We start from the raw sequence: 18,387 nt of genomic DNA, 5'->3' as shown, positions 1-18,387 counted from the left end.
CGGGCTTGTGCTTTTTTCAGCCAAGCACAGAACCTTTTCTTCGTTAAAGCTCTTATGAGCAAACCCTAGAGTTGCGGCTCCACAGAACGGTGCGGTCGGCGTGAGCCAAACAGACCGACACCCGACATGCCAGCCACCGCAGCACCGCGCTGCCGCCGGACTGGCGGAAGTTTGCAACCGAGGGAAATTGCTCCACATGAAATCTCCGACCCTGTTCCGCAGCAGGCCGGCGCCGCTGGCTTTGGCTGTCATCCTGGCCTATGGCCTATGGCCTATGGCCTGCCGCACGCCGCCGCCCTGACCCAAACTCCAGCCCAGCCTCCTGCCGCCAGCACCGACACCTTGCCCCAGGTGCAAGTGACCGGCTCGCGCATCTCGCGCGCCCAGGCCGAGGGCCCGGCCGCCGTCACCGTGCTCAAGTCCGAGGACATCACCCGCCTGGGCTTCAAAAATGTGGGCGACGCGCTCGCCTCGCTGACCGAGAACACCGGCTTCACCCAGGGTGAGGACTTCGGCAACACCTTCACCCCGGCGGCCAATGCCATCAGCCTGCGCGGCCTGGGGCCCAACCACACGCTGACCCTGGTCAACGGCCGCCGCGTGGCGGACTACCCGACGGCCTACGAGGGTTCGGTCAATGTCGTCAACACCGCCAACATCCCGGCCGCCCTGATCGACCGCATCGAGGTGCTGAACGGCGGCGCCTCGGCCATCTATGGCTCGGACGCAATCGCTGGCGTGATCAAAATCATCCTCAAGAAGCAGGTCGACAGCACCCAGCTCAACCTCAAGCTGGGCGGCACCTAGCGCGGTGGCGGCGAAAACGCTCGCGCGCAGCTGACCGGCGGCCTGGAGTCCGGCGCCCTGAGCCTGGTCTATGCCGTGGAGCTGAGCAAGCGCCAGCTGATCTGGAGCCGCCAGCGTGAGTTCATGGCCGACACCACCTTGACCGGCGCGGCGCCGACCGTGGTCTTTGGCCGCAAGGATGCCAAGAGCAACAAATACATCACGCCGGACGCAGGCGCTTGCGAAGGCGCGGCCGGGCTGTTCGACGGCTCCGTCAAGTCCTTCACGGTCAAGTCGGGCACCTACGGCGGCAGCGGTCGTGGTTCGCCGAGCTTCTGGACCACCCAGACCGGCAACCAGAGCGAGAACTTCGCCGGCCTGCTGAACTACGGCTTGAACGCCCACACCGAGTTCTACGCCGAGGCCCTGCTCGGTTTCACCCGCACCGAGAACAACACCCGCGGCCCGAGCTGGACCTCTCTGAGCGCCAGCAACGGCTACTTCGTCAATGCCAACAGCGGCAAACTGGAAACCTGGAGCCGGCGCTTTGCACCGGAGGAAATCGGCGGCGCCGAGGCCTTCAACCGCGAATGGAAAGACCGTGCCCACAATCTCGTGCTGGGCGTGCGTGGCGATCTGCAAGGCACGAGCTGGAGCTATGACCTGGGCTTGAACAGCTCGGGCTACAAGAGCAAGCTGAACCGGCCGCGCCTGCTGGCCACGGTAGACAGTTTCTTCCTCGGTGCCCAGCAGGGCGTCAATGCCGACGGCGTGCCGATTTACAAACCCGACAGCGCGCGCCTGTTCAAGGCCCTGACACCGGCCGAGTACGCCAGCATCTCGTCCAGCAACCAGGCCGATGACCGCGCCTGGACCCGCAACTCCAGCGCCACCGCCAACGGCGAAGTGCTGCAGCTGCCCGCGGGCCCGCTACGCGCCGCCGTGCTGGCCGAGGTGGGCAGCCAGGGCTTTGAGAACAAGGCCGATCCGCGCCTGGGCCAAGGCCTGTTCTACGCCACCAGCGAAGTGGCCCGTGTCAGCGGTGATCGCACCCGCTGGGCTTTGGGCACCGAGCTGAACGCACCCCTGACCCGCGAACTCACGGGCACGCTGGCGGGCCGCTACGACAGCTACAAGTTTGCCGGTCGCGACACCAGCGCTTTCACCTACAACGCCGGTCTGGAGTTCCGCCCCAGCAAGGAGCTGCTCGTGCGCGCCCAGCACGCGACCAGCTTCCGCGCACCGGACATGAGCTACATCTTCACGGCCGAGAGCCGCGGCTATTTCGCCTCGGCCAACGACTATTACCGCTGCGCATTGGCGGGCCAGGCGCTGGACAAATGCGACTTTGCAGGCATCCAGCCGAACTACGTCAAGAACGGCTCCAAGGATCTGAAGAGCGAGAAGGGCAAGTCCTGGGGTCTGGGCCTGGTCTCGTCGCCGAGCAGCGAGTTCGATGCCTCGCTGGACCTGTGGAAGATCTCGATCAGCGATCTGGTCACCGACCTCAGCAGTGACAAGATCCTGCGCGACGAGGCCGACTGCCGCACCGGCAAGCAATACATCAGCAGCCCGACCTGCGTGGACGCGATTGCCCGCGTGCGCCGCAACCCGGCCGACGCGGTGCTGCGCCCGGGCGAGATCAAGGAGATCGTGGTCAACCCGATCAATGCGGCGGTGCAAAGCACCTACGGCTTCGACATCAGCAGCCGCTACAGCCTGAAGACGGCCACGGCCGGCAACTTTGTCTTCTCGGCCAAGTACACCCAGGTGCAGAGCTACAAGTACGCTCAGTTCGAAGGTGACGAGGCGAGCAACCAGGTCGGCACCCGCAGCTTCAGCGACTGGCCCAACAAGCTCATCACCAGCGTGAACTGGCGTTACGGCGCCTTCAACACCACCCTGGCGGGCCTGCGCAACGGCAAGATCGTCAGCAGCGACGGCAAGGGCTGGATCTCGCCGAAGTGGAGCTTCAATGCCAGCAGCAGCTATGAGCTGAACAAGAGCAGCAGCGTCACTCTGATCGTCAACAACCTGGCCAACAGCGTGCGCAAGGATGACAGCGGCGGCTGGCCCTACTACCCGGTGGGCTACTACCTGCCGCATGGCCGCCAGTTCTGGCTGGAGTTCAACCACGTGCTCGGCAAATAAGGGCAGGGGCGGGGCGGTGCGAGTCGCGGCTCATCGGCTCGCTGCGGCCTCGCCTGCGCAGGCCGGTGTGGGCCCACACGGTGAATGGGTTGGCCGCGGCTGAGTCGGCTCAAGCCGTTTCGCCTTTGCTCACCGCTTCTGCGCAAGCCTTCATCGACACCGCAGGCTCTCCGTGAGGAGTCCTGCGGTTCTTTCTTTCTCCCGTTGGGCCTGGTCTCGCCATGTCTTGCACGATGCGGAAACATGTTTTCACATTGTGAACTTCGCACATGCTGCGCCGCCGCAAAATTTCTCATGATGGTGAAATGCTTTTCACGATCAGAAATTCAAAACTTAAGTCATTGATTTTTATTAGTAAAAAATTAAGTCTTATATAAGACATAAGTGTTCCGCAAGACGGCTCGGAGGACTAATCTTGAGCCCAACAAAGCTTCTTCTTTGTTCGGCCCCTTCAGCCGCAGGACCTGGATGCCAAACCCAGCCGGTCCCGACGCTGAAATCGGTGCCAGCAGATCAGGCCTTGGTTTCCAAGTTTCGATATCGCACCACCCACTTGCAGGAGCACACCATGAGCATCGCCACCCGTGAACAGCAAATCGCCGCCCTCGAAAAAGACTGGGCCGAGAACCCGCGCTGGAAGGGCATCAAGCGCGGCTACACCGCCGCCGATGTCGTGCGCCTGCGCGGCTCGCTGCAGATCGAACACACCCTGGCCAAGCGCGGCGCCGAGAAGCTCTGGGGCCTGGTCAACACCGAGCCCTTCGTCAACTCCCTGGGCGCCCTGACCGGCAACCAGGCCATGCAGCAGGTCAAGGCCGGCCTCAAGGCCATCTACCTGTCGGGCTGGCAGGTCGCCGGTGACGCCAACAGCAATGGCGAGATGTACCCCGACCAGTCGCTGTACTCGGTCGACTCCGTGCCCAAGGTCGTCAAGAAGATCAACGCCACCTTTGCCCGCGCCGACCAGATCCAGTGGAGCGAAGGCAAGAACCCCAGTGACCCGGACTACCGCGACTACTTCGCCCCCATCGTGGCCGATGCTGAAGCCGGTTTCGGCGGCGTGCTGAATGCCTTTGAGCTGATGAAGGCCATGATCGAAGCCGGCGCCGCTGGCGTGCACTTCGAAGACCAGCTGGCTGCGGCCAAGAAGTGCGGCCATATGGGCGGCAAGGTGCTGGTGCCCACCCGTGAGGCCGTGGCCAAGCTGGTCGCCGCCCGCCTGGCAGCCGATGTCATGGGCACGCCCACCGTGCTGCTGGCCCGCACCGATGCCGAAGCCGGCGATCTGGTCACCAGCGACATCGACGACAACGACAAGCCCTTCTGCACTGGCGAGCGCACCGTCGAAGGCTTCTTCCGCACTCGCAACGGCCTGGACCAAGCCATCAGCCGGGGCCTGGCTTACGCCCCTTACGCCGACATGATCTGGTGCGAAACTGGCAAGCCGGATCTGGCCTTCGCCAAGGCTTTCGCCGACGCCATCCACGCCAAGTTCCCGGGCAAGCTGCTGGCCTACAACTGCTCGCCGTCCTTCAACTGGAAGAAGAACCTGGACGACGCCACCATCGCCAAGTTCCAGCGCGAGCTCGGCGCCATGGGCTACAAGTACCAGTTCATCACCCTGGCCGGCTTCCACAGCCTGAACTACAGCATGTTCAACCTGGCCTACGGCTACGCTCGCAACAATATGAGCGCTTTCGTGGAACTGCAGGAAGCCGAGTTCGCCGCCGCTGAAAAGGGCTTCACCGCCGTCAAGCACCAGCGCGAAGTCGGCACCGGCTATTTCGACGCCGTGACCACCACCATCGAACGCGACGCCTCCACCGCCGCGCTCAAGGGTTCCACCGAAGACGAACAGTTCTTCGAAGCCAAGCACGGCTGATCTCTCTGATCGCGCCCTGAACGGCAGGCCCGGCTCCCACGAGGAGACCGGGCTTTTTGTTTTCAGCTGCTTGGACTGACGGTTCTCGGCACGAAGCAGCCCTTGGGTTGCTTGTTGATCGAGCCGACTGGGCGCTCTGCTCCGTTCATGTCCCCCGACCCCAGCCTGCGGCTGGGGTCTCCTCCTTTACTTCACTTCGCAGAGCACCCAGCCGTCCCGATCCAGCAAGGCCCTGCCCCTTCGACGAAGACGCCGACCGGTTGAACTGACAAGGGGTGTCGGGTGAGTGCTGAAGCGAAGTTAAAGAGGAGGGCCGCGCGAAGCGCGGGCCGGGGGACATGAGCGGAAGCACTTGCCCGACACCCCTTGTCAACAGCCCAATCCGAGCGACTGCTTCGTGCCGAAACCCGCCTCACAACGATGACGCCAACATGGCCAGATAGTCCTCCCGCGTAGCCAGGCGCGGGTTGCTGCGGTGGCAGTGGTCGGCCAGGGCACCAGTGACGACGCGTTCGAACATGCCCGGGTCCACGCCCAGTTCGGCCAGGCCCGCCGGCAGGCCCAGGCGCTGGTTCATGGCCAGCACGGCCTCGGCCAGCGTGTGGCCGGCGGGGTCGCAGTGGCCCAGACCCATGGCCTCGGCCATGCGCAGCAAACGCCATTCGGCCTGCATGCTGGGAGCGCTGGCGTTGAAGCGAATCACGGCGGGCAAGAGCAGGGCGTTCAGACAGCCATGGTGCAGGCCGGGGTCCACGCTGGCCAGGGCATGGCTGAGCGAGTGCACGCAGCCCAAGCCCTTCTGAAAAGCCATGCCGCCTTGCATGCTGCAGCTCATCATCTGCCAGCGTGCTTCACGGTCCTGGCCGTTGCGGGTGGCGCGCTCCAGATGCGACCAGCCGCGGCGCAAGCCATCGAGGGCGATGCCATCGGCCGGCGGGTTGACCGCGGCAGACATGAAAGTCTCCATGCAATGCGCGATCGCGTCCATGCCGGTGGCAGCCGTCAGGCGCGGCGGCAGGCTCAGGGTCAGCTCGGGGTCGCACAAGGCCGCTCGCGGCATCAGTTCCTGGCTGTGAAAGCCCAGCTTGCGGCCATCCTCCACCGTGATCAATGCGCCGCGCGCGACCTCGCCGCCGGTGCCGGCGGTGGTGGGCACGGCGATCACCGGCGCCGTGGCCTTGCTGATGGACAGGCTGCCGCCTTCGATGGTGGCAAAAGCCTTGAGCGGCTCCGGATGGGTGGCGGCAATGGCCACGCCTTTGGCAAGGTCCATCGGTGAGCCGCCTCCAATGGCGATCAGGCCATCGCAATAGTGCTTTTTGTACTGCTCCACCGCGCGCCGCACCGCCGCTTCATTGGGGTTCGGGGGTGTCTGGTCGAACACGGGCGGCGGATGGGTGCCCCACGCCGCCAGAGCCCGCGTCAGCACCCCGGCAGCGCGGACTCCGCTGTCGCTGATCACCAGCGGGCGCAGCATGCCCACACGTTGACATTCCTGAGGCAAGAGCGCGGCGGCGCCGAACTCCAAATGCACCTGGGTCAGATATTGGATCAATGGCATGGCGGGCCTCCCTGGCTGCGCTGCAGGTGATCGTGTCCGCCAGTGTGCGTCGAGGCAGGCCAATGGGCAAAGGCCTTTTGCCAACAGAGGTGAGAAAGTGATGCGCCTTTCGGCGGTGCACCCCATAAAGTTCACTGTGGGACGTCCGAAAAGCCGTTATTGCGCGCCGGTCGCTCGCGTCTGAGCGCGGCTTTCTTTCTGAGCCGAGATGCGCCTGCTCAAGTGGCGACGCCTCGTGTCACCCAGGGAGTAACTACATGCCACGCTGCCCCTACGTTTCTCGCATGGCCCGATGGCTGGCTTTGATCGGCCTTGTGCCGGCCGCCATGACCGTCCAGGCCGGGCGCCCACTGTCCAGCGATGACGCCGCCACCGCGCCAGTGGGCAGTTGTCAGCTCGAAGGCTGGGGCGAGAAAGCCGGATCCAGCCGGGCCTGGGTGCTCGCCCCGGCCTGCGGCCTGTCCGACAGCTTGGAGATCGGTGGCGACTACAGCCGCCCCCAACCTCGCGATGAGATTCGGGGCGAGGCCAGCGTCGCCGTCAAGTGGGTGCCCAAGAGCTGGCAGGTCCCGACCGCCTGGGGTTCCTTGAGCTTTGGCCTCAAGGCCGGCCTGAGCTTCGAGCGCCCGGTGAGCAGCGGCTGGCGCCGCAGTGCCAGCGGTGCGCTGGGCCTGGCCACGCTGGCGATAAGCGAGGAGGCGGCGGTTCACCTCAACATCGGCCCGCACAAAGAGCGGGCCAGCGGCCAGACCGGCACCGTGCTCAATCTCGCCGGTGTCTGGGTGCCCGATCCGCGCGCGCTGCTGTTTGCTGAGATCCAGACCAATGACCGCCGCGCCTTGCTAGGGACCACGGTGCGCACGGTGGGCGGCCTGTGGTGGCTGAGCCCGGACAAGCTGGGCCTCAGCCTCACCGCCAGCCGCCAGAGCGGCAGCTCGCAAACCTTGTGGACGGCAGGGTTTGGCTGGTACGGCCTGGAATTTTGAACCCTGCCCAGCGGGACAAGCCGCCGGGCCTGCGAAAATACCGGGTTAACCCTTGGAGCCCTTGTTGAGCCGCACCCACTTGTTGACGCCGCGCATGGCTGGCGTGCTGGAGAGAATCCATCGCGCCAAGCGACCGGCCTTTCACAGCCTGAGTCCCAAGCAGGCCCGCATCGCCTACCTGATGGGCGCTGAGATCCTGGACCTGCCGCGCGCGCCGGTGGCGCGGGTGGAAAACCTTCACGTGCCCGGTGCCGAGGGCCCGCTAGCCGCCCGTTTGTACGCGCCGCAGACGCCCGAAGAGGCACGTCTGCCGGTGCTGCTCTACCTGCACGGCGGCGGCTTCACCATCGGCAGCATCGACACCCACGACAGCCTGTGCCGCCAACTGGCCCTGCGCAGCGGCGCTGCCGTGCTCTCGCTCAACTACCGGCTGGCGCCCGAACATCGCTTCCCGGCTGCGGTGGATGATTGCTGGGCGGTGATGCGCTGGCTGGCGGAGAACGCCGGCAGCCTGGGCCTGGACGGCCGCCGCCTGGCCGTGGGCGGCGACAGTGCCGGCGGCACGTTGGCCGCGGTCTGCGCCCTGCATGCGCGCGACATCGGCCTGCCTCTGGCCCTGCAGCTGCTGATCACGCCGGGCACCACGGCCCATGCCGACACCGCCTCGCACAAGCTGTTTGCCAACGGCTTTCTGCTCGACGCCGCGTCCATCGCCTGGTTCTTCGACCACTACATCGACCACGCGCACAAGCGCGACTGGCGCTTTGCGCCGCTGGAGGCGCCCGACCACAGCGATCTGGCTCCGGCCTGCGTGCTGCTGGCCGAATGCGACCCGCTGGTGGATGAAGGCATTGCCTATGCCGATCTGCTGCGCGCCAACGGCGGTCAGGTGCAGCTGGAGCTCTATCGCGGCGTGACCCATGATTTCATCAAGATGGGGCGTACGATCCCGGAAGCGTTGAACGCGCTGGACGCCTGCGGCCTGGCCCTGCGTGAGGCGCTCCAGTCTTGACGGCGCTCAGCGCCTGCCTCCCCGCCTGCGTCCGCATCGTCAACTGATTCACCACAGCCCCTCGCTCACCTCATGAAATTGCAAGACTTCCGATTCTTCGAGCCGCTGCGCGTGCGCTGGGGCGAGATCGATGCCCAGCAGGTGGTCTTCAACGCCCACTACCAGAACTACTTTGATGTGGCCGTGGGCGGCTACTGGCGCGGCCTGGCCTTGCCTTACATGGAAACCATGGACCAGCTGGGCGGCGATCTGTTCGTGCGCAAGGCCACGCTGGAGTACCTGGGATCGGCCCGTTATGACGACCAGCTCCGCATCGGCGTGCGCTGCGAGCGCATCGGCCACAGCTCGCTGCAAATGCTCTGCGCCGTGTTCCGCGGCACCGAGCTGCTGGTGCATGGCGAGCTGATCTATGTGTTCGCCGATCGCGCCAGCGCCTCACCGCGCGAGGTGCCGGCCGAGCTGCGCAGCCTGATCGAGGGCTTCGAGGCCGGCGAGCCGGTGGTGGAGGTGCGGGTGGGCAGCTGGGCCGAGCTGGGCGCCGAGGCGGGTGCCATCCGCCAGGCCGTGTTTGTCGATGAACAAAAGATCCCGGCCGAGATGGAATGGGACAGCGCCGACGAGAGCTGCGTCCACGCCGTGGCCTTCAACCGCTTCGGCCAGGCCCTGGCCACCGGGCGCCTGCTCGAGCATGTGCCGGGCGTGGCCAAGATCGGCCGCATGGCCGTGCTGCGCAGCATGCGCGGCAGCCGCATCGGCCGCGAGGTGCTGGAGGCCTTGATGCAGGCCGGCCGCCAGCGCGGCGAACGTGAGGCGGTGCTGCATGCCCAGCTCTCGGCCGCGGGCTTCTACACCCGCGCCGGCTTTGTGCAGCGCGGCGCCGCCTTTGAGGAGGCCGGCATCGGCCATGTGGAGATGGTCAGAGCGCTGTGAACAGCTCGCGGTGGCGCAGGCCCTGAACAAAGGGCGCCATCACCACCGCCACCCGCGCTTCCAGCGCGAGCGGGTCGGCAAGCCCCGGGCCGTAAATCTCCATCCAGGTGGGCAGGCTGATGTCGCTGTCCTGGCGCTGCATCACGCGCAGTGCCTCGACCGCATGGCCCTCGGCCGCCAGTTCGGCACGCAGGGCCTGGAACGCCGCCAAGGCCGCGGATGCGTCGGCGGCGCGCAGGCGGTAATAGACGAAGATTTCGGTGGCGGGCATGTGCATGGCCGCGCTCATTCCAACGACTTCAGCTCGTAGGGCAGGGCGCGCGGCTGCAGGCGAGGGCCGTCCGGGCCGCCCAGATGCAGGCTGCCGCTCTCCAGGGCGGCGATCTTGGTTTCAGCCAGGATCAGGCTGCGGCCATCGTCGCGCACGGCGGCCAGGGCCACCAGGCCGGCCGGTTGACCCGGGTCTTCGCTGTGAAAGATCTCCTGGCCGGCTTGCGCCGCGCCCTGCAGCTCGTACAAGAATGTCCGGCGCTTGAGGGTGCCGCGGTACTGGCTGCGCGCCACCACCTCCTGGCCGGGGTAGCAGCCTTTCTTGAAGTTCACCCCGTCGAGCAGCTCGAGGTTGAGCATCTGCGGCACGAACTGCTCCTGCGTGGCCGCCTGCACCCAGGCCAGGCCAGCCTGCACCTCCAGCCAGGCCCAGTCCTGCGCGTTCAAAGTCGGCAGGGCTGGCGCTGCCGCAGCGGCAGGCTGGATGCGCAACCAGCGGCTGTGGCTGGCCACATCTGGCAGGCGGATGCGTGCGCCCTCGCCGTCCTCGCCGTCCTCGCGGCTCAGGGCCCAACGCGCGCCGTCCTGCGGCTGCGCGATCTCGCCCCAGATCGCCCACTCGGCGCTGGCGTCGCTGAGCTTGCATTTGGCGCGCAGCACGAACATGGACAGGCGCTTGAGGATGGCCGGCAGCAGAGCGGCCGGCAGGGCCAGCAACACGTCATGCTCGCCTTCGCACCAGCCCAGCAGGGTGGCCAGCAAGCGGCCCTTGGCTGAGCAAAAACCGGCCAGACGGGCCTGATCCGGGCCCAGCAGGGCGAAATCCTGGGTCAGCTGGCTGTGCAAAAACTTGGCCGCGTCTTCGCCTTGGGCGCGGATCACGCCCCAGTCGGTCAGGCGCAGCGCGGCAGAAGCGGGCAGGGAGAGGGTGGTTTCAGGCAAGGTCGTCATGCCCCCGATTATCATCAGCGCCCGAATCAGAGCGGCCGGGCAAGGGCATTGATGGCGAGCAGCAAGACAACAAACGCAAAGCGGAACAAGGCCATGGGTGCCAAGTACAGAGGCCGGCGAGGGCGCGGTGCTGGCCTGTTGACCTGGATCGTCGCCCTGTTGCTGCTGACCCTGCTGCTGGCCGGCGGCGCCGCCGCTGCGGCCTGGTGGTGGCTGCAAGCCCCCATGCAACTGCGCAATCCGACGGTGGAGCTGTCCATCGAGGCCGGCAGCTCGCCGCGCGAAGTGGCCCAGGCCTGGGCGCAGGCCGGCGTGGCCGAAGACCCGCGCCTGCTCTACCAGTGGTTCCGCTGGTCCGGTCAGGCTCGCCAGATCCGCGCCGGCAGCTACGAAATCCACCAGGGCGCCACGCCGCGCGAGCTGCTGGCCAAGATGGTGCGTGGCGACGAGGTGCTGGAGCAGTTGCGCCTGATCGAGGGCTGGAATCTGCGCCAGCTGCGCGCCGCCCTGGCCCGCGCACCCTCGCTCAAGCAGCAGACCGCCGGCTGGACCGAGGCCGAGCTGATGGCCGCCCTGGGCGCGCCGGGCCAGGCCGCCGAAGGCCGCTTCTTCCCCGACACCTACGCCTACAGCCGCGGCGTCAGTGACCTGACCGTGCTCAAGCGGGCCTATGCCGCCATGCAGCGCCGCCTGGACAGCGCCTGGGCCGGCCGCAGCGAGGGCCTGCCGCTCAAATCGCCGGAAGAAGCCCTGATCCTGGCCTCCATCGTCGAAAAGGAAACCGGCGCGCCGGCCGACCGGCAACTGGTGGCCGCGGTCTTCATCAACCGCCTGCGCATCGGCATGCCGCTGCAGACCGACCCCACCGTGATCTACGGCCTGGGTGAGAAATTCGACGGCAATTTGCGCAAGCGCGATCTGCAGACCGACACGCCCTTCAACACCTACACCCGCGGCGGCCTGCCGCCCACGCCCATCGCCATGCCCGGTGTCGCGTCGCTTCAAGCCGCCCTGCATCCGGCACCCAGCCGGGTGCTGTACTTTGTGGCCCGCGGCGACGGCAGCAGCGAATTCAGCGAAGACCTGGCCGCGCATAATCGCGCGGTCAACAAATACCAGCGCGGGCGCTGATCTCCAGGCCGCCCCGAGAGAGAGAAAGAGAAGTTCCCGCCCGTGAGCCCTGTCGCCCCCACCACTGCCCGTTTCATCAGCTTTGAAGGCATCGATGGCGCCGGCAAGTCCACCCATATCGAGGCCCTGGGCGAGCGCCTGCGTCAGCGCGGCGCCGATGTCGTGCACACCCGCGAGCCCGGTGGCACCGAGCTGGCCGAGAGCCTGCGCGAGCTGATCCTGCACCGCAGCATGGACAGCCTGACCGAGGCGCTGCTGGTCTTCGCCGGCCGGCGCGACCACCTGCAGCGCGTCATCGAACCCGCCCTGGCCGCCGGCAAGACCGTACTTTGCGACCGCTTCACCGATGCCAGCTTTGCCTACCAGGGCGGTGGCCGCGGCATGGATCTGGCCGTGCTGGGCACGCTGGAGCAATGGGTGCAAGGCTCTCGCCAGCCTGACCTGACCCTGTGGTTCGACCTGGACCCGGCCATTGCTGCGCAGCGCCGCGCCGCCGCGCGCGAGGCCGACCGTTTCGAGCAGCAGGACCTCGAGTTCTTCACCCGCGTGCGCGCCGGCTATGCCGCCCGCGCCGCGAGTGCGCCGCAGCGCTTTGCCCGCATCGACGCCGGCCTCTCGGTTCCTGAGGTGGCCGCGCAGATCCACCAGCTGTTGGAGGCGCGGGGATGGTGAGCGAAGTGTTGAACGCCACTGCAGAGTCCGGGATCCAGCCGCTGCCCTGGCTGGCCGAGCCGCTGCGCCAGGCCCTGGCCACGGCACGCTCCCATGCTTTGCTGGTGCAAGGGCCGGCCGGCGTCGGCCAGCTCGATCTGGCCTTGCTGCTGGCCCAGGCCTGGCTGTGTGAGGCGCCGCTGGAGGGCGGCTTTGCCTGCGGCCACTGCGCCAGCTGCAAGCTGCTGCATTCGCACACCCACCCCGACTTCATGCTGCTGCTGCCCGATGCCTTGCGCGAACAGCTGGGCTGGGGCGGCGAGGCCGAGACCGGGCGCGACGGCGAGCCCAAGGCCAGCAAGACCAAACCCAGCCGCGAGATCAAGATTGAGGCGGTGCGCCAGATGCTGTCCTTCGCCCAGGGCACCAGCTCGCGCGGTCGCGCCAAGGTGGTGGTGGTGTATCCGGCCGAAGCGCTCAACACCGTGGCCGCCAATGCCTTGCTCAAGACCCTGGAAGAACCCAGCGGCAGCCTGCGCTTTGTGCTGGCCAGCAGCGCGCCGGAAAGCCTGCTGCCCACCATCCGCAGCCGCTGTCAGCCGGTGCCTCTAGCCCTGCCGCCAGCCGGCCCTTGCCTGCAATGGCTGAAGACCCAAGGCGTGGAGTCGCCCGAGGTGCTGCTGGCGGCCGCCGGTGGCCGGCCCCAGGAGGCGCGTGATTGGTTCGAGGCCGGCCTGCGCGCCCAGGCTTGGACCCAGCTGCCGCAGCGCCTGGCCCGCGGTGAGGCCGCCGCCCTGGCGGACTGGTCACAGCCGCGTGCCATCGATGCGCTGCAGCGGCTCTGCCACGACCTGCTTCGACGAGCCCACGGCGCCGCACCGAGCTACTTCCCGGCCGAATCCCTGCCCAGCCCCAAGCTGACCGGCCCTTTGCATGAGTGGGAGGCGGTGCTGCGCCGCGCCGCCCGCCATGCCGAGCATCCGCTCAATGCCGGTCTGTTGATGGAATCGCTGTTTGCCCAGGGCCAGCAGGCGCTGCAGGCGGCCTCGCGCAGCGGCACGGCGCGGCGCGGCTGAGCCTGCCATCTCCAGCGGCAGGCCTTCGCTACACTCGCGCCATGGACAATTCCTCAGCCAAACCCGCCCTGGGCGGCCTGACCACCTCGTTGGGCGCTGCGGCTGGTGCTGCCGCGCCGGCTGCGGCCAGCGCCGGCCCGCGCCCCAGCGTGATCCAGCTGGTGTTCCGCGAGAAAGGCGCGCTCTATGCGGCCTATATGCCGCAGTTCCTCGACGGCGGCCTGTTCGTTCCGACCACGCGCGAGTACCGCCTCGGTGAGGACGTCTACCTTCTGCTGGCCCTGCCCGAGGACAATCAGCGTTATCCCGTTGCCGGCAAGATCGCCTGGCTGACGCCGGCCAATGCGCCGGGCGGGCGCACGCAGGGCGTCGGTGTGCGCTTTCCTGCCGATGAGAAAAGCCGCTTGATCAAGCTGCGCATCGAAGAAATCCTCGGCACCCAGATCTCGTCCGCCAAGCCCACGCAAACCATGTGAGCGGCGGGCGCCGGCCCGTGTTTGCCTTGCGTGTCTGCTGCATTACTGCTGTACTTTCCGCCTCCCCATGTTCATCGATTCCCACTGCCACCTGAGCTTTCCTGAGCTGAACGCCCGCCTGCCCGAGATCCTCGGTGAGATGGCGGTGGCCCAGGTGGAGCAGGCCATCTGTATTTGCACCACCATGGAAGAGTTCCCCAAGGTGGCGGCGCTGGCGGCCGAGCATCAGGTGCTCTGGGCCACGGTGGGCGTGCACCCGGACAACGAAGACGTGCACGAGCCCAGCGTTGACGAGCTGGTGGCCGGCGCCCAGGCCCCCAAGGTGGTGGCCATCGGTGAAACCGGGCTGGACTACTACCGCCTGAACGGCCGCAGCATCGAGCAGGACATGGAGTGGCAGCGCGATCGATTCCGCACCCATATCCGCGCCGCCCGTCAGGTGCGCAAGCCGCTGGTGATCCACACCCGCAGCAGCGCGGCCGACACCTTGCGAGTGCTGGACGAGGAGGGCGGTGAACAGGCCGGCGGCGTGTTTCACTGCTTCACCGAAAGCCTCGAGGTGGCGCAAGCCGCCGTGGAGCGCGGTTACTACATCTCCTTCTCGGGCATCCTGAGTTTCAAGAACGCGCAGGACCTGCGCGATATGGCCAAGGTCCTGCCGATCGAGCGCCTGCTGATCGAGACCGACAGCCCTTATCTCGCCCCCGTGCCCTACCGCGGCCGAACCAACAGCCCCGCCTATGTGCCTCATGTGGCGGCCGCGCTGGCGGCGGTCAAAGGCATGAGCATCCCCGAGCTGGCGGCCCAGACCTCGGCCAACACGCGCCGCTTGTTCGGCCTGGTCTGAGCGAGCGTGCTGCAGATGGTCAAGCGCTGGGCTGGCTGGGTGCTGCTGCTGGCCGCACTGCATTCGCTTGCCAAGGCCGCCCCAATCGATGACCTGGTCCTGGCCGCCGAACTCGACAACGGCCGCGAGATCATGACCCTGCTGGTGCGCGGTGTGGACCCCAATGCCAGCGACGGCCGCGGCCGCAATGCTCTCGAAGTGGCCTTGCGCGAGGGCTCCAGCCGCGCCTTGGACAGCTTGCTGAGCCACCCCGGCACCGATGTCAACCGTGCCAATGCCGCCGGCGAAACGCCGCTGATGCTGGCCGCCATCAAGGGCCGGCTCGATTGGGTCAAGAAGCTGGTGGCCCGCGGTGCCCAGATCAACAAAGAGGGCTGGACGCCGCTGCACTACGCCTGCAGCGGCCCGGACAAGGGCGTGGCCCTGTGGCTGCTGAGCCAGGGTGCCCTGCTGGACGCCCGTTCGCCGAACGGCAGTACGCCGTTGATGATGGCCTCGCGCTACGGCGCCATGGACCTGGCCGAGGCCTTGCTGGCCGCCGGTGCTGACCCCAGCTTGCGCAATGCCCAGGAGCTCTCGGCCCTGGAGTTTGCGCGTGCGGCCGAGCGCAGCAAGCTCGTCGCCGCCTTGCAAAAGGCGATCCAGGGCATCGCGCCCAAAGCCCCTTGATGACGCCGGCTGGCGTGTTTTTCTGCTGTTTTTCAGGCCGCTGGGACGCGGTGTTCGCAGCAAGCACCTAGGAATTTGTCTGACAAGGACTTTGGGGCGCAGCCGACTGTGAGGCCGAGGCTCGGGCTTCTACAGTGGCATCCATGCTGAGACGCGAACGAAGCCCCTGAGGGGCCCGCAGCGACTCCCAACGCCACAAACCCACGGACACCCCAGCGCTTCGCGCGTCCGAACCGAGACGGAGCCCCATCATGATCAACGCCAAGCACCTGAACCTCAGCAGCCCCTTCGCCATGCTGATCGACCCCGAGCGCGTGGTCCGTGCCATGGAACATTCCGAACGCCTGAATCGCCTGCACAGCCGCGTCTACCGCCCGCTGGACAAGCCCCTGATCGCCAAGAGCGCGGTCGCCTCGGCCGACTTTGACCGCCAGATCGAAGAGGCCGCCGACGAAAGCGACGACGGCCTGGACGTGGTCGGCAGCTGCTGAATCGGCCCCAGCCCGGCTCAGGGCTGTGGTGCAGCGCTGGGTGCCGCCGCGGCAGGAGAACCCGCCGGACGGCCGCTCAGCAGCTCCAAGCGCGCCAGCTCGGCGCGAAATTTCTCCGCCTCATCTTCCGCCCGCACCGCCTGCAAGCCCAGCACCGGATCGCCCAGCAGGGCTGAATCGATGCGAGATCGGCCCAGGAATCGGCGCACCAGCTCATGCCCCAGCTCCTGCAGCTGGCGGTTCTTGAGCTCGGCCTCACTCAAGGCGCGGCTGCGCCCCTCCAGCAAAGCCACCAGGCCGAGATTGGCCTGCTCGCGCTCGCTCGCCAGCCGGCGTGCTTCCATCAGCTGGGTTTGCAAAGCCTGAGCGCGTTCTTGCTCGGCGCCGTGCTCGCCACGGGCCTGGGCCAGGCCTTGGCGCAATTGGTTCAGCTCTTCCTGGGCCGCGCTCAGCGCCTGCTCCTTGGCGCGCAGCTTGGCGGCATGAGCGCCGATCTGCCCGCGCAGGGCGGCTGATTCCTTGCTGGCCTCGCCGGCGGCAGCCTCGGCCTTGGCCTTATCGGCCTGCAGGCTGCTTTGCTGTTCCTGCGCGGCGCGCAGTGCGGATTGCGCGCGGCGCAAGGCCTCGCGTTCCTTGCTGGTCTTGCTGTCCTGCGCTTGTGCACCGGGGCTGAAGATCAGCAGGCCGGCCAGGACCGCCACGACCAGCCGTGCAGCCGGGGCCGACTTGAATGGGTGATTCGGTGTGCGCATGATCGGGCGGTCAGAAGCGGGCGTTGAGGTCGAGCTGGAACACATCGATGCGCAGCGGCGCACTGCTCAGATTGCCGCTCAGCGACGCTGCATCACCGGGCACGGCCAGATAGCGCACACCATCGTCGAGATTGCGGGTGCTGGTCCAGCGTGCATTCATCCAGAAGCGCGTGTCCAGGGCATAGCTGCCACCCAGCGACCAGCCCTTGTAATTGGTGCCGCCGAGGTGCCAGGTGGTGTCGGTGAAGCCATCGACCCAGGCATCGCGCTCGACAAAACGGAAGGCAGCAAAGGCCTGCCAGTCACCCCGTCGGGCCAGGGCCGCACGGCCGATCTGGGCCTTGGCCTGCAGGGCCTGGGTCTTGGCCAGCAGGCTGTTGGGCTTGTCGCGCGAGTCGCTGAGGCTGACGCCGGCGCGGGCCTGGATGTCAGACAGGCTGAAGCCGGTGTTCTTGATCCAGTCCATGCTCAGGGCCAGGCGGGTGGAGGCGAAGTTCTCCAGGGTCAGGCCGGCCGTGAGATTGATGGGGCGGAACTTGGAGGCCAGGCCCCAGGTCGGCGCGGCCACGCTGGTCGGGTCGTTCAGGTTGATCAAGGTGTTGCCCTTGAGGCGCAGCGAGCTCGGGTACTGCGAACTGAAATAGGCGCCCGTGCCGGCACGCGGGCCGCTGGGAGGCCGCTCGCTTTCACGCTGGCCTTCGATGTGGCGGAACTCGTAGGCCGCCAGACCCAGCTTGAGCTGGGCCCCGCCGCCGAGCGAAACATCGCCGCCGATCTGGCCGCCGAACAGCCATTTGTCGCGCGTGCTGCCGCTGAACTCTTCCAGCGGGAAGGCACCCATGCTGGCAAAGACCGAGCGCTGCGGCGCGAAGCTGTGCTTGAGCTGGGCGGCCACGCCGTCGAAGGCCATGTCCTCGGGCCAGCTCAGGTCGCTGCTGTAAAAGGGGTTGGGCATGCGGCCGAAATCGGCGGCCAGCTTGTTGTGGAACCACTCGGGCTGCCAGCGCAGCCAGGCGCGGTCCAGGCCCAGGGCATAACGGTTGAACTGATTGCCCAGGGTCTGCGAGGTGGAGGTGGGGCCGCTGCTGCTGCCGCCGCTGCTCAGGCGCAGGCCGGTCTGCACCTGGTCGCTGAGCTTGGCGTCGACTTCCAGGCGGGCGCGCAGGGTCATGCGCTGGCGGTCCAGCGTGGTGTTGCTCAGGTCCGGCGCCCAGGCCGGCGAGCTGGTCTGGGCCCGGAAGATCTCGGCCGGCACATTGCTGTCGGCCATGTACTCCTTCTGCGCGCGGGCGCGCACATCGCCGCCGACCCGCACGCGGCCCAGCCATTCGGGCAGGGCATCGGGCTCGCCCCAGCGCTCCCTGCGGGCCTGGGCCAGCACTTCGGTCTTGATCTCCTCGCGCATCTGCAGCCGGGTGCTCTCGGGCACATAGGGGATGCGCAGGACCTTGGCCGGCTCGGGCGCTGCGCTGGCGGCGGCGCTCGTGGCGACAGGTGCTGTGTGGGCTGCCTGGGCGCCGGCCTGCTCGGCCTGACGCTTGATCGCATCGGCGCGTTCGCGGGTCAGCAGACCCTGGCTGACCAGGGCGTCGATCAAAGCCAGGGTGGTGGCCCGCAACTGGGCCAGCTGCTGGGCTTCAGATGAAGCCAGCGCAGGTGCCGCCGTCTGGGCCTGTGCCGCAGGCAGGGCCAGCAAGGCGGCCAGCAGGCTGGCGCTCAAGCCCGCGGGGCCGGAGAAACGAAGTGAGGAGGAAGGCATGGTGGG

18 protein-coding genes are annotated in these 18,387 nt (G+C 67.3%); 13 read left to right on the top strand and 5 right to left on the bottom strand.

Going from position 1 to position 18,387, the window contains the following annotated elements:
• The first annotated feature begins 267 nt into the window (after positions 1-267).
• The 3 genes from OOB33_RS16635 to aceA all read left to right on the top strand — a co-directional run bounded on the left by OOB33_RS16635 (position 268) and on the right by aceA (position 4,819).
• Complete coding sequence (locus tag OOB33_RS16635) at positions 268-807, top strand: TonB-dependent receptor plug domain-containing protein (protein WP_271009489.1); 540 nt, start codon at positions 268-270, stop codon at positions 805-807.
• A gap of 75 nt (positions 808-882) precedes the next feature.
• Entirely contained in the window at positions 883-2,937 is a 2,055-nt protein-coding gene (locus OOB33_RS16630; RefSeq protein ID WP_271009488.1) for a TonB-dependent receptor, read from the top strand.
• Positions 2,938-3,505: 568 nt separating this feature from the next.
• Positions 3,506-4,819 carry an isocitrate lyase gene (gene aceA, locus OOB33_RS16625; protein WP_102769449.1) on the top strand — a complete coding sequence of 438 codons (1,314 nt, stop codon included), beginning with the start codon at positions 3,506-3,508 and terminating at the stop codon, positions 4,817-4,819.
• Positions 4,820-5,231: 412 nt separating this feature from the next.
• Here the strand turns inward: aceA and OOB33_RS16620 are convergent, their stop codons facing one another.
• Positions 5,232-6,380, bottom strand: coding sequence for an iron-containing alcohol dehydrogenase (locus OOB33_RS16620; RefSeq protein WP_271009487.1), 1,149 nt, complete (start codon positions 6,378-6,380; stop codon positions 5,232-5,234).
• Positions 6,381-6,664: 284 nt separating this feature from the next.
• Between OOB33_RS16620 and OOB33_RS16615 the strand changes: the two genes are divergently transcribed.
• The 3 genes from OOB33_RS16615 (at position 6,665) to OOB33_RS16605 (ending at position 9,308) form a co-directional block, all read left to right on the top strand.
• Positions 6,665-7,366 (top strand): hypothetical protein, encoded by a 702-nt coding sequence (locus tag OOB33_RS16615; RefSeq protein ID WP_271009486.1) that lies wholly within the window; start codon positions 6,665-6,667, stop codon positions 7,364-7,366.
• A 94-nt stretch (positions 7,367-7,460) separates the two neighbouring features.
• The gene (locus OOB33_RS16610) at positions 7,461-8,378 is read left to right on the top strand and encodes an alpha/beta hydrolase (RefSeq protein WP_271010071.1); all 918 of its coding nucleotides are present in this window, start codon (positions 7,461-7,463) and stop codon (positions 8,376-8,378) included.
• 72 nt (positions 8,379-8,450) lie between these two features.
• A complete protein-coding gene (locus tag OOB33_RS16605; RefSeq protein WP_102766693.1) occupies positions 8,451-9,308 on the top strand; it encodes a YbgC/FadM family acyl-CoA thioesterase in 858 nt (285 codons plus the stop codon).
• Here OOB33_RS16605 and OOB33_RS16600 read toward each other — a convergent pair.
• Both OOB33_RS16600 and ygfZ read right to left on the bottom strand, forming a co-directional pair.
• Entirely contained in the window at positions 9,295-9,585 is a 291-nt protein-coding gene (locus OOB33_RS16600) for a DUF4936 family protein (protein ID WP_271009485.1), read from the bottom strand. The genes OOB33_RS16605 and OOB33_RS16600 overlap by 14 nt on opposite strands.
• Before the next feature lie 8 nt (positions 9,586-9,593).
• The gene (gene ygfZ / locus OOB33_RS16595) at positions 9,594-10,529 is read right to left on the bottom strand and encodes a CAF17-like 4Fe-4S cluster assembly/insertion protein YgfZ (RefSeq protein WP_271009484.1); all 936 of its coding nucleotides are present in this window, start codon (positions 10,527-10,529) and stop codon (positions 9,594-9,596) included.
• Positions 10,530-10,622: 93 nt separating this feature from the next.
• Here ygfZ and mltG point away from each other — a divergent pair, with 93 nt between their 5' ends.
• From mltG to OOB33_RS16560, 7 genes are all read left to right on the top strand, one after another.
• On the top strand, positions 10,623-11,660 hold the full coding sequence (mltG, locus tag OOB33_RS16590; RefSeq protein WP_271009483.1) for an endolytic transglycosylase MltG: 1,038 nt from the start codon (positions 10,623-10,625) through the stop codon (positions 11,658-11,660).
• Between the two features lie 42 nt (positions 11,661-11,702).
• Entirely contained in the window at positions 11,703-12,332 is a 630-nt protein-coding gene (gene tmk / locus OOB33_RS16585) for a dTMP kinase (RefSeq protein ID WP_271009482.1), read from the top strand.
• Positions 12,333-12,337: 5 nt separating this feature from the next.
• Complete coding sequence (holB, locus tag OOB33_RS16580; protein WP_333780344.1) at positions 12,338-13,387, top strand: DNA polymerase III subunit delta'; 1,050 nt, start codon at positions 12,338-12,340, stop codon at positions 13,385-13,387.
• 41 nt (positions 13,388-13,428) lie between these two features.
• On the top strand, positions 13,429-13,863 hold the full coding sequence (locus OOB33_RS16575) for a PilZ domain-containing protein (RefSeq protein ID WP_243392697.1): 435 nt from the start codon (positions 13,429-13,431) through the stop codon (positions 13,861-13,863).
• 67 nt (positions 13,864-13,930) lie between these two features.
• Positions 13,931-14,710, top strand: a complete 780-nt coding sequence (locus tag OOB33_RS16570; protein WP_271009480.1) for a TatD family hydrolase — start codon at positions 13,931-13,933, stop codon at positions 14,708-14,710.
• A 15-nt stretch (positions 14,711-14,725) separates the two neighbouring features.
• Positions 14,726-15,379 (top strand): ankyrin repeat domain-containing protein, encoded by a 654-nt coding sequence (locus tag OOB33_RS16565; protein WP_243392849.1) that lies wholly within the window; start codon positions 14,726-14,728, stop codon positions 15,377-15,379.
• A 251-nt stretch (positions 15,380-15,630) separates the two neighbouring features.
• Positions 15,631-15,870, top strand: coding sequence for a hypothetical protein (locus tag OOB33_RS16560; RefSeq protein WP_102766686.1), 240 nt, complete (start codon positions 15,631-15,633; stop codon positions 15,868-15,870).
• A 17-nt stretch (positions 15,871-15,887) separates the two neighbouring features.
• On the opposite strand, the gene OOB33_RS16555 is transcribed toward OOB33_RS16560, so the two are convergent.
• Together OOB33_RS16555 and OOB33_RS16550 are read right to left on the bottom strand one after the other, a co-directional pair.
• Positions 15,888-16,622, bottom strand: a complete 735-nt coding sequence (locus tag OOB33_RS16555; RefSeq protein WP_271009479.1) for a hypothetical protein — start codon at positions 16,620-16,622, stop codon at positions 15,888-15,890.
• Positions 16,623-16,632: 10 nt separating this feature from the next.
• Positions 16,633-18,381 (bottom strand): putative porin, encoded by a 1,749-nt coding sequence (locus tag OOB33_RS16550; protein ID WP_271009478.1) that lies wholly within the window; start codon positions 18,379-18,381, stop codon positions 16,633-16,635.
• Between the last annotated feature and the right edge of the window lie 6 nt (positions 18,382-18,387).

This window comes from Paucibacter sp. B51 (genome assembly GCF_027863535.1).
In the GTDB taxonomy this organism is placed as follows: Bacteria; Pseudomonadota; Gammaproteobacteria; order Burkholderiales; family Burkholderiaceae_C; genus Paucibacter_A; species Paucibacter_A aquatilis.
Note: the sequence above shows the minus strand (reverse complement) of the source record. Positions and strands in the feature narration are given on the sequence as shown.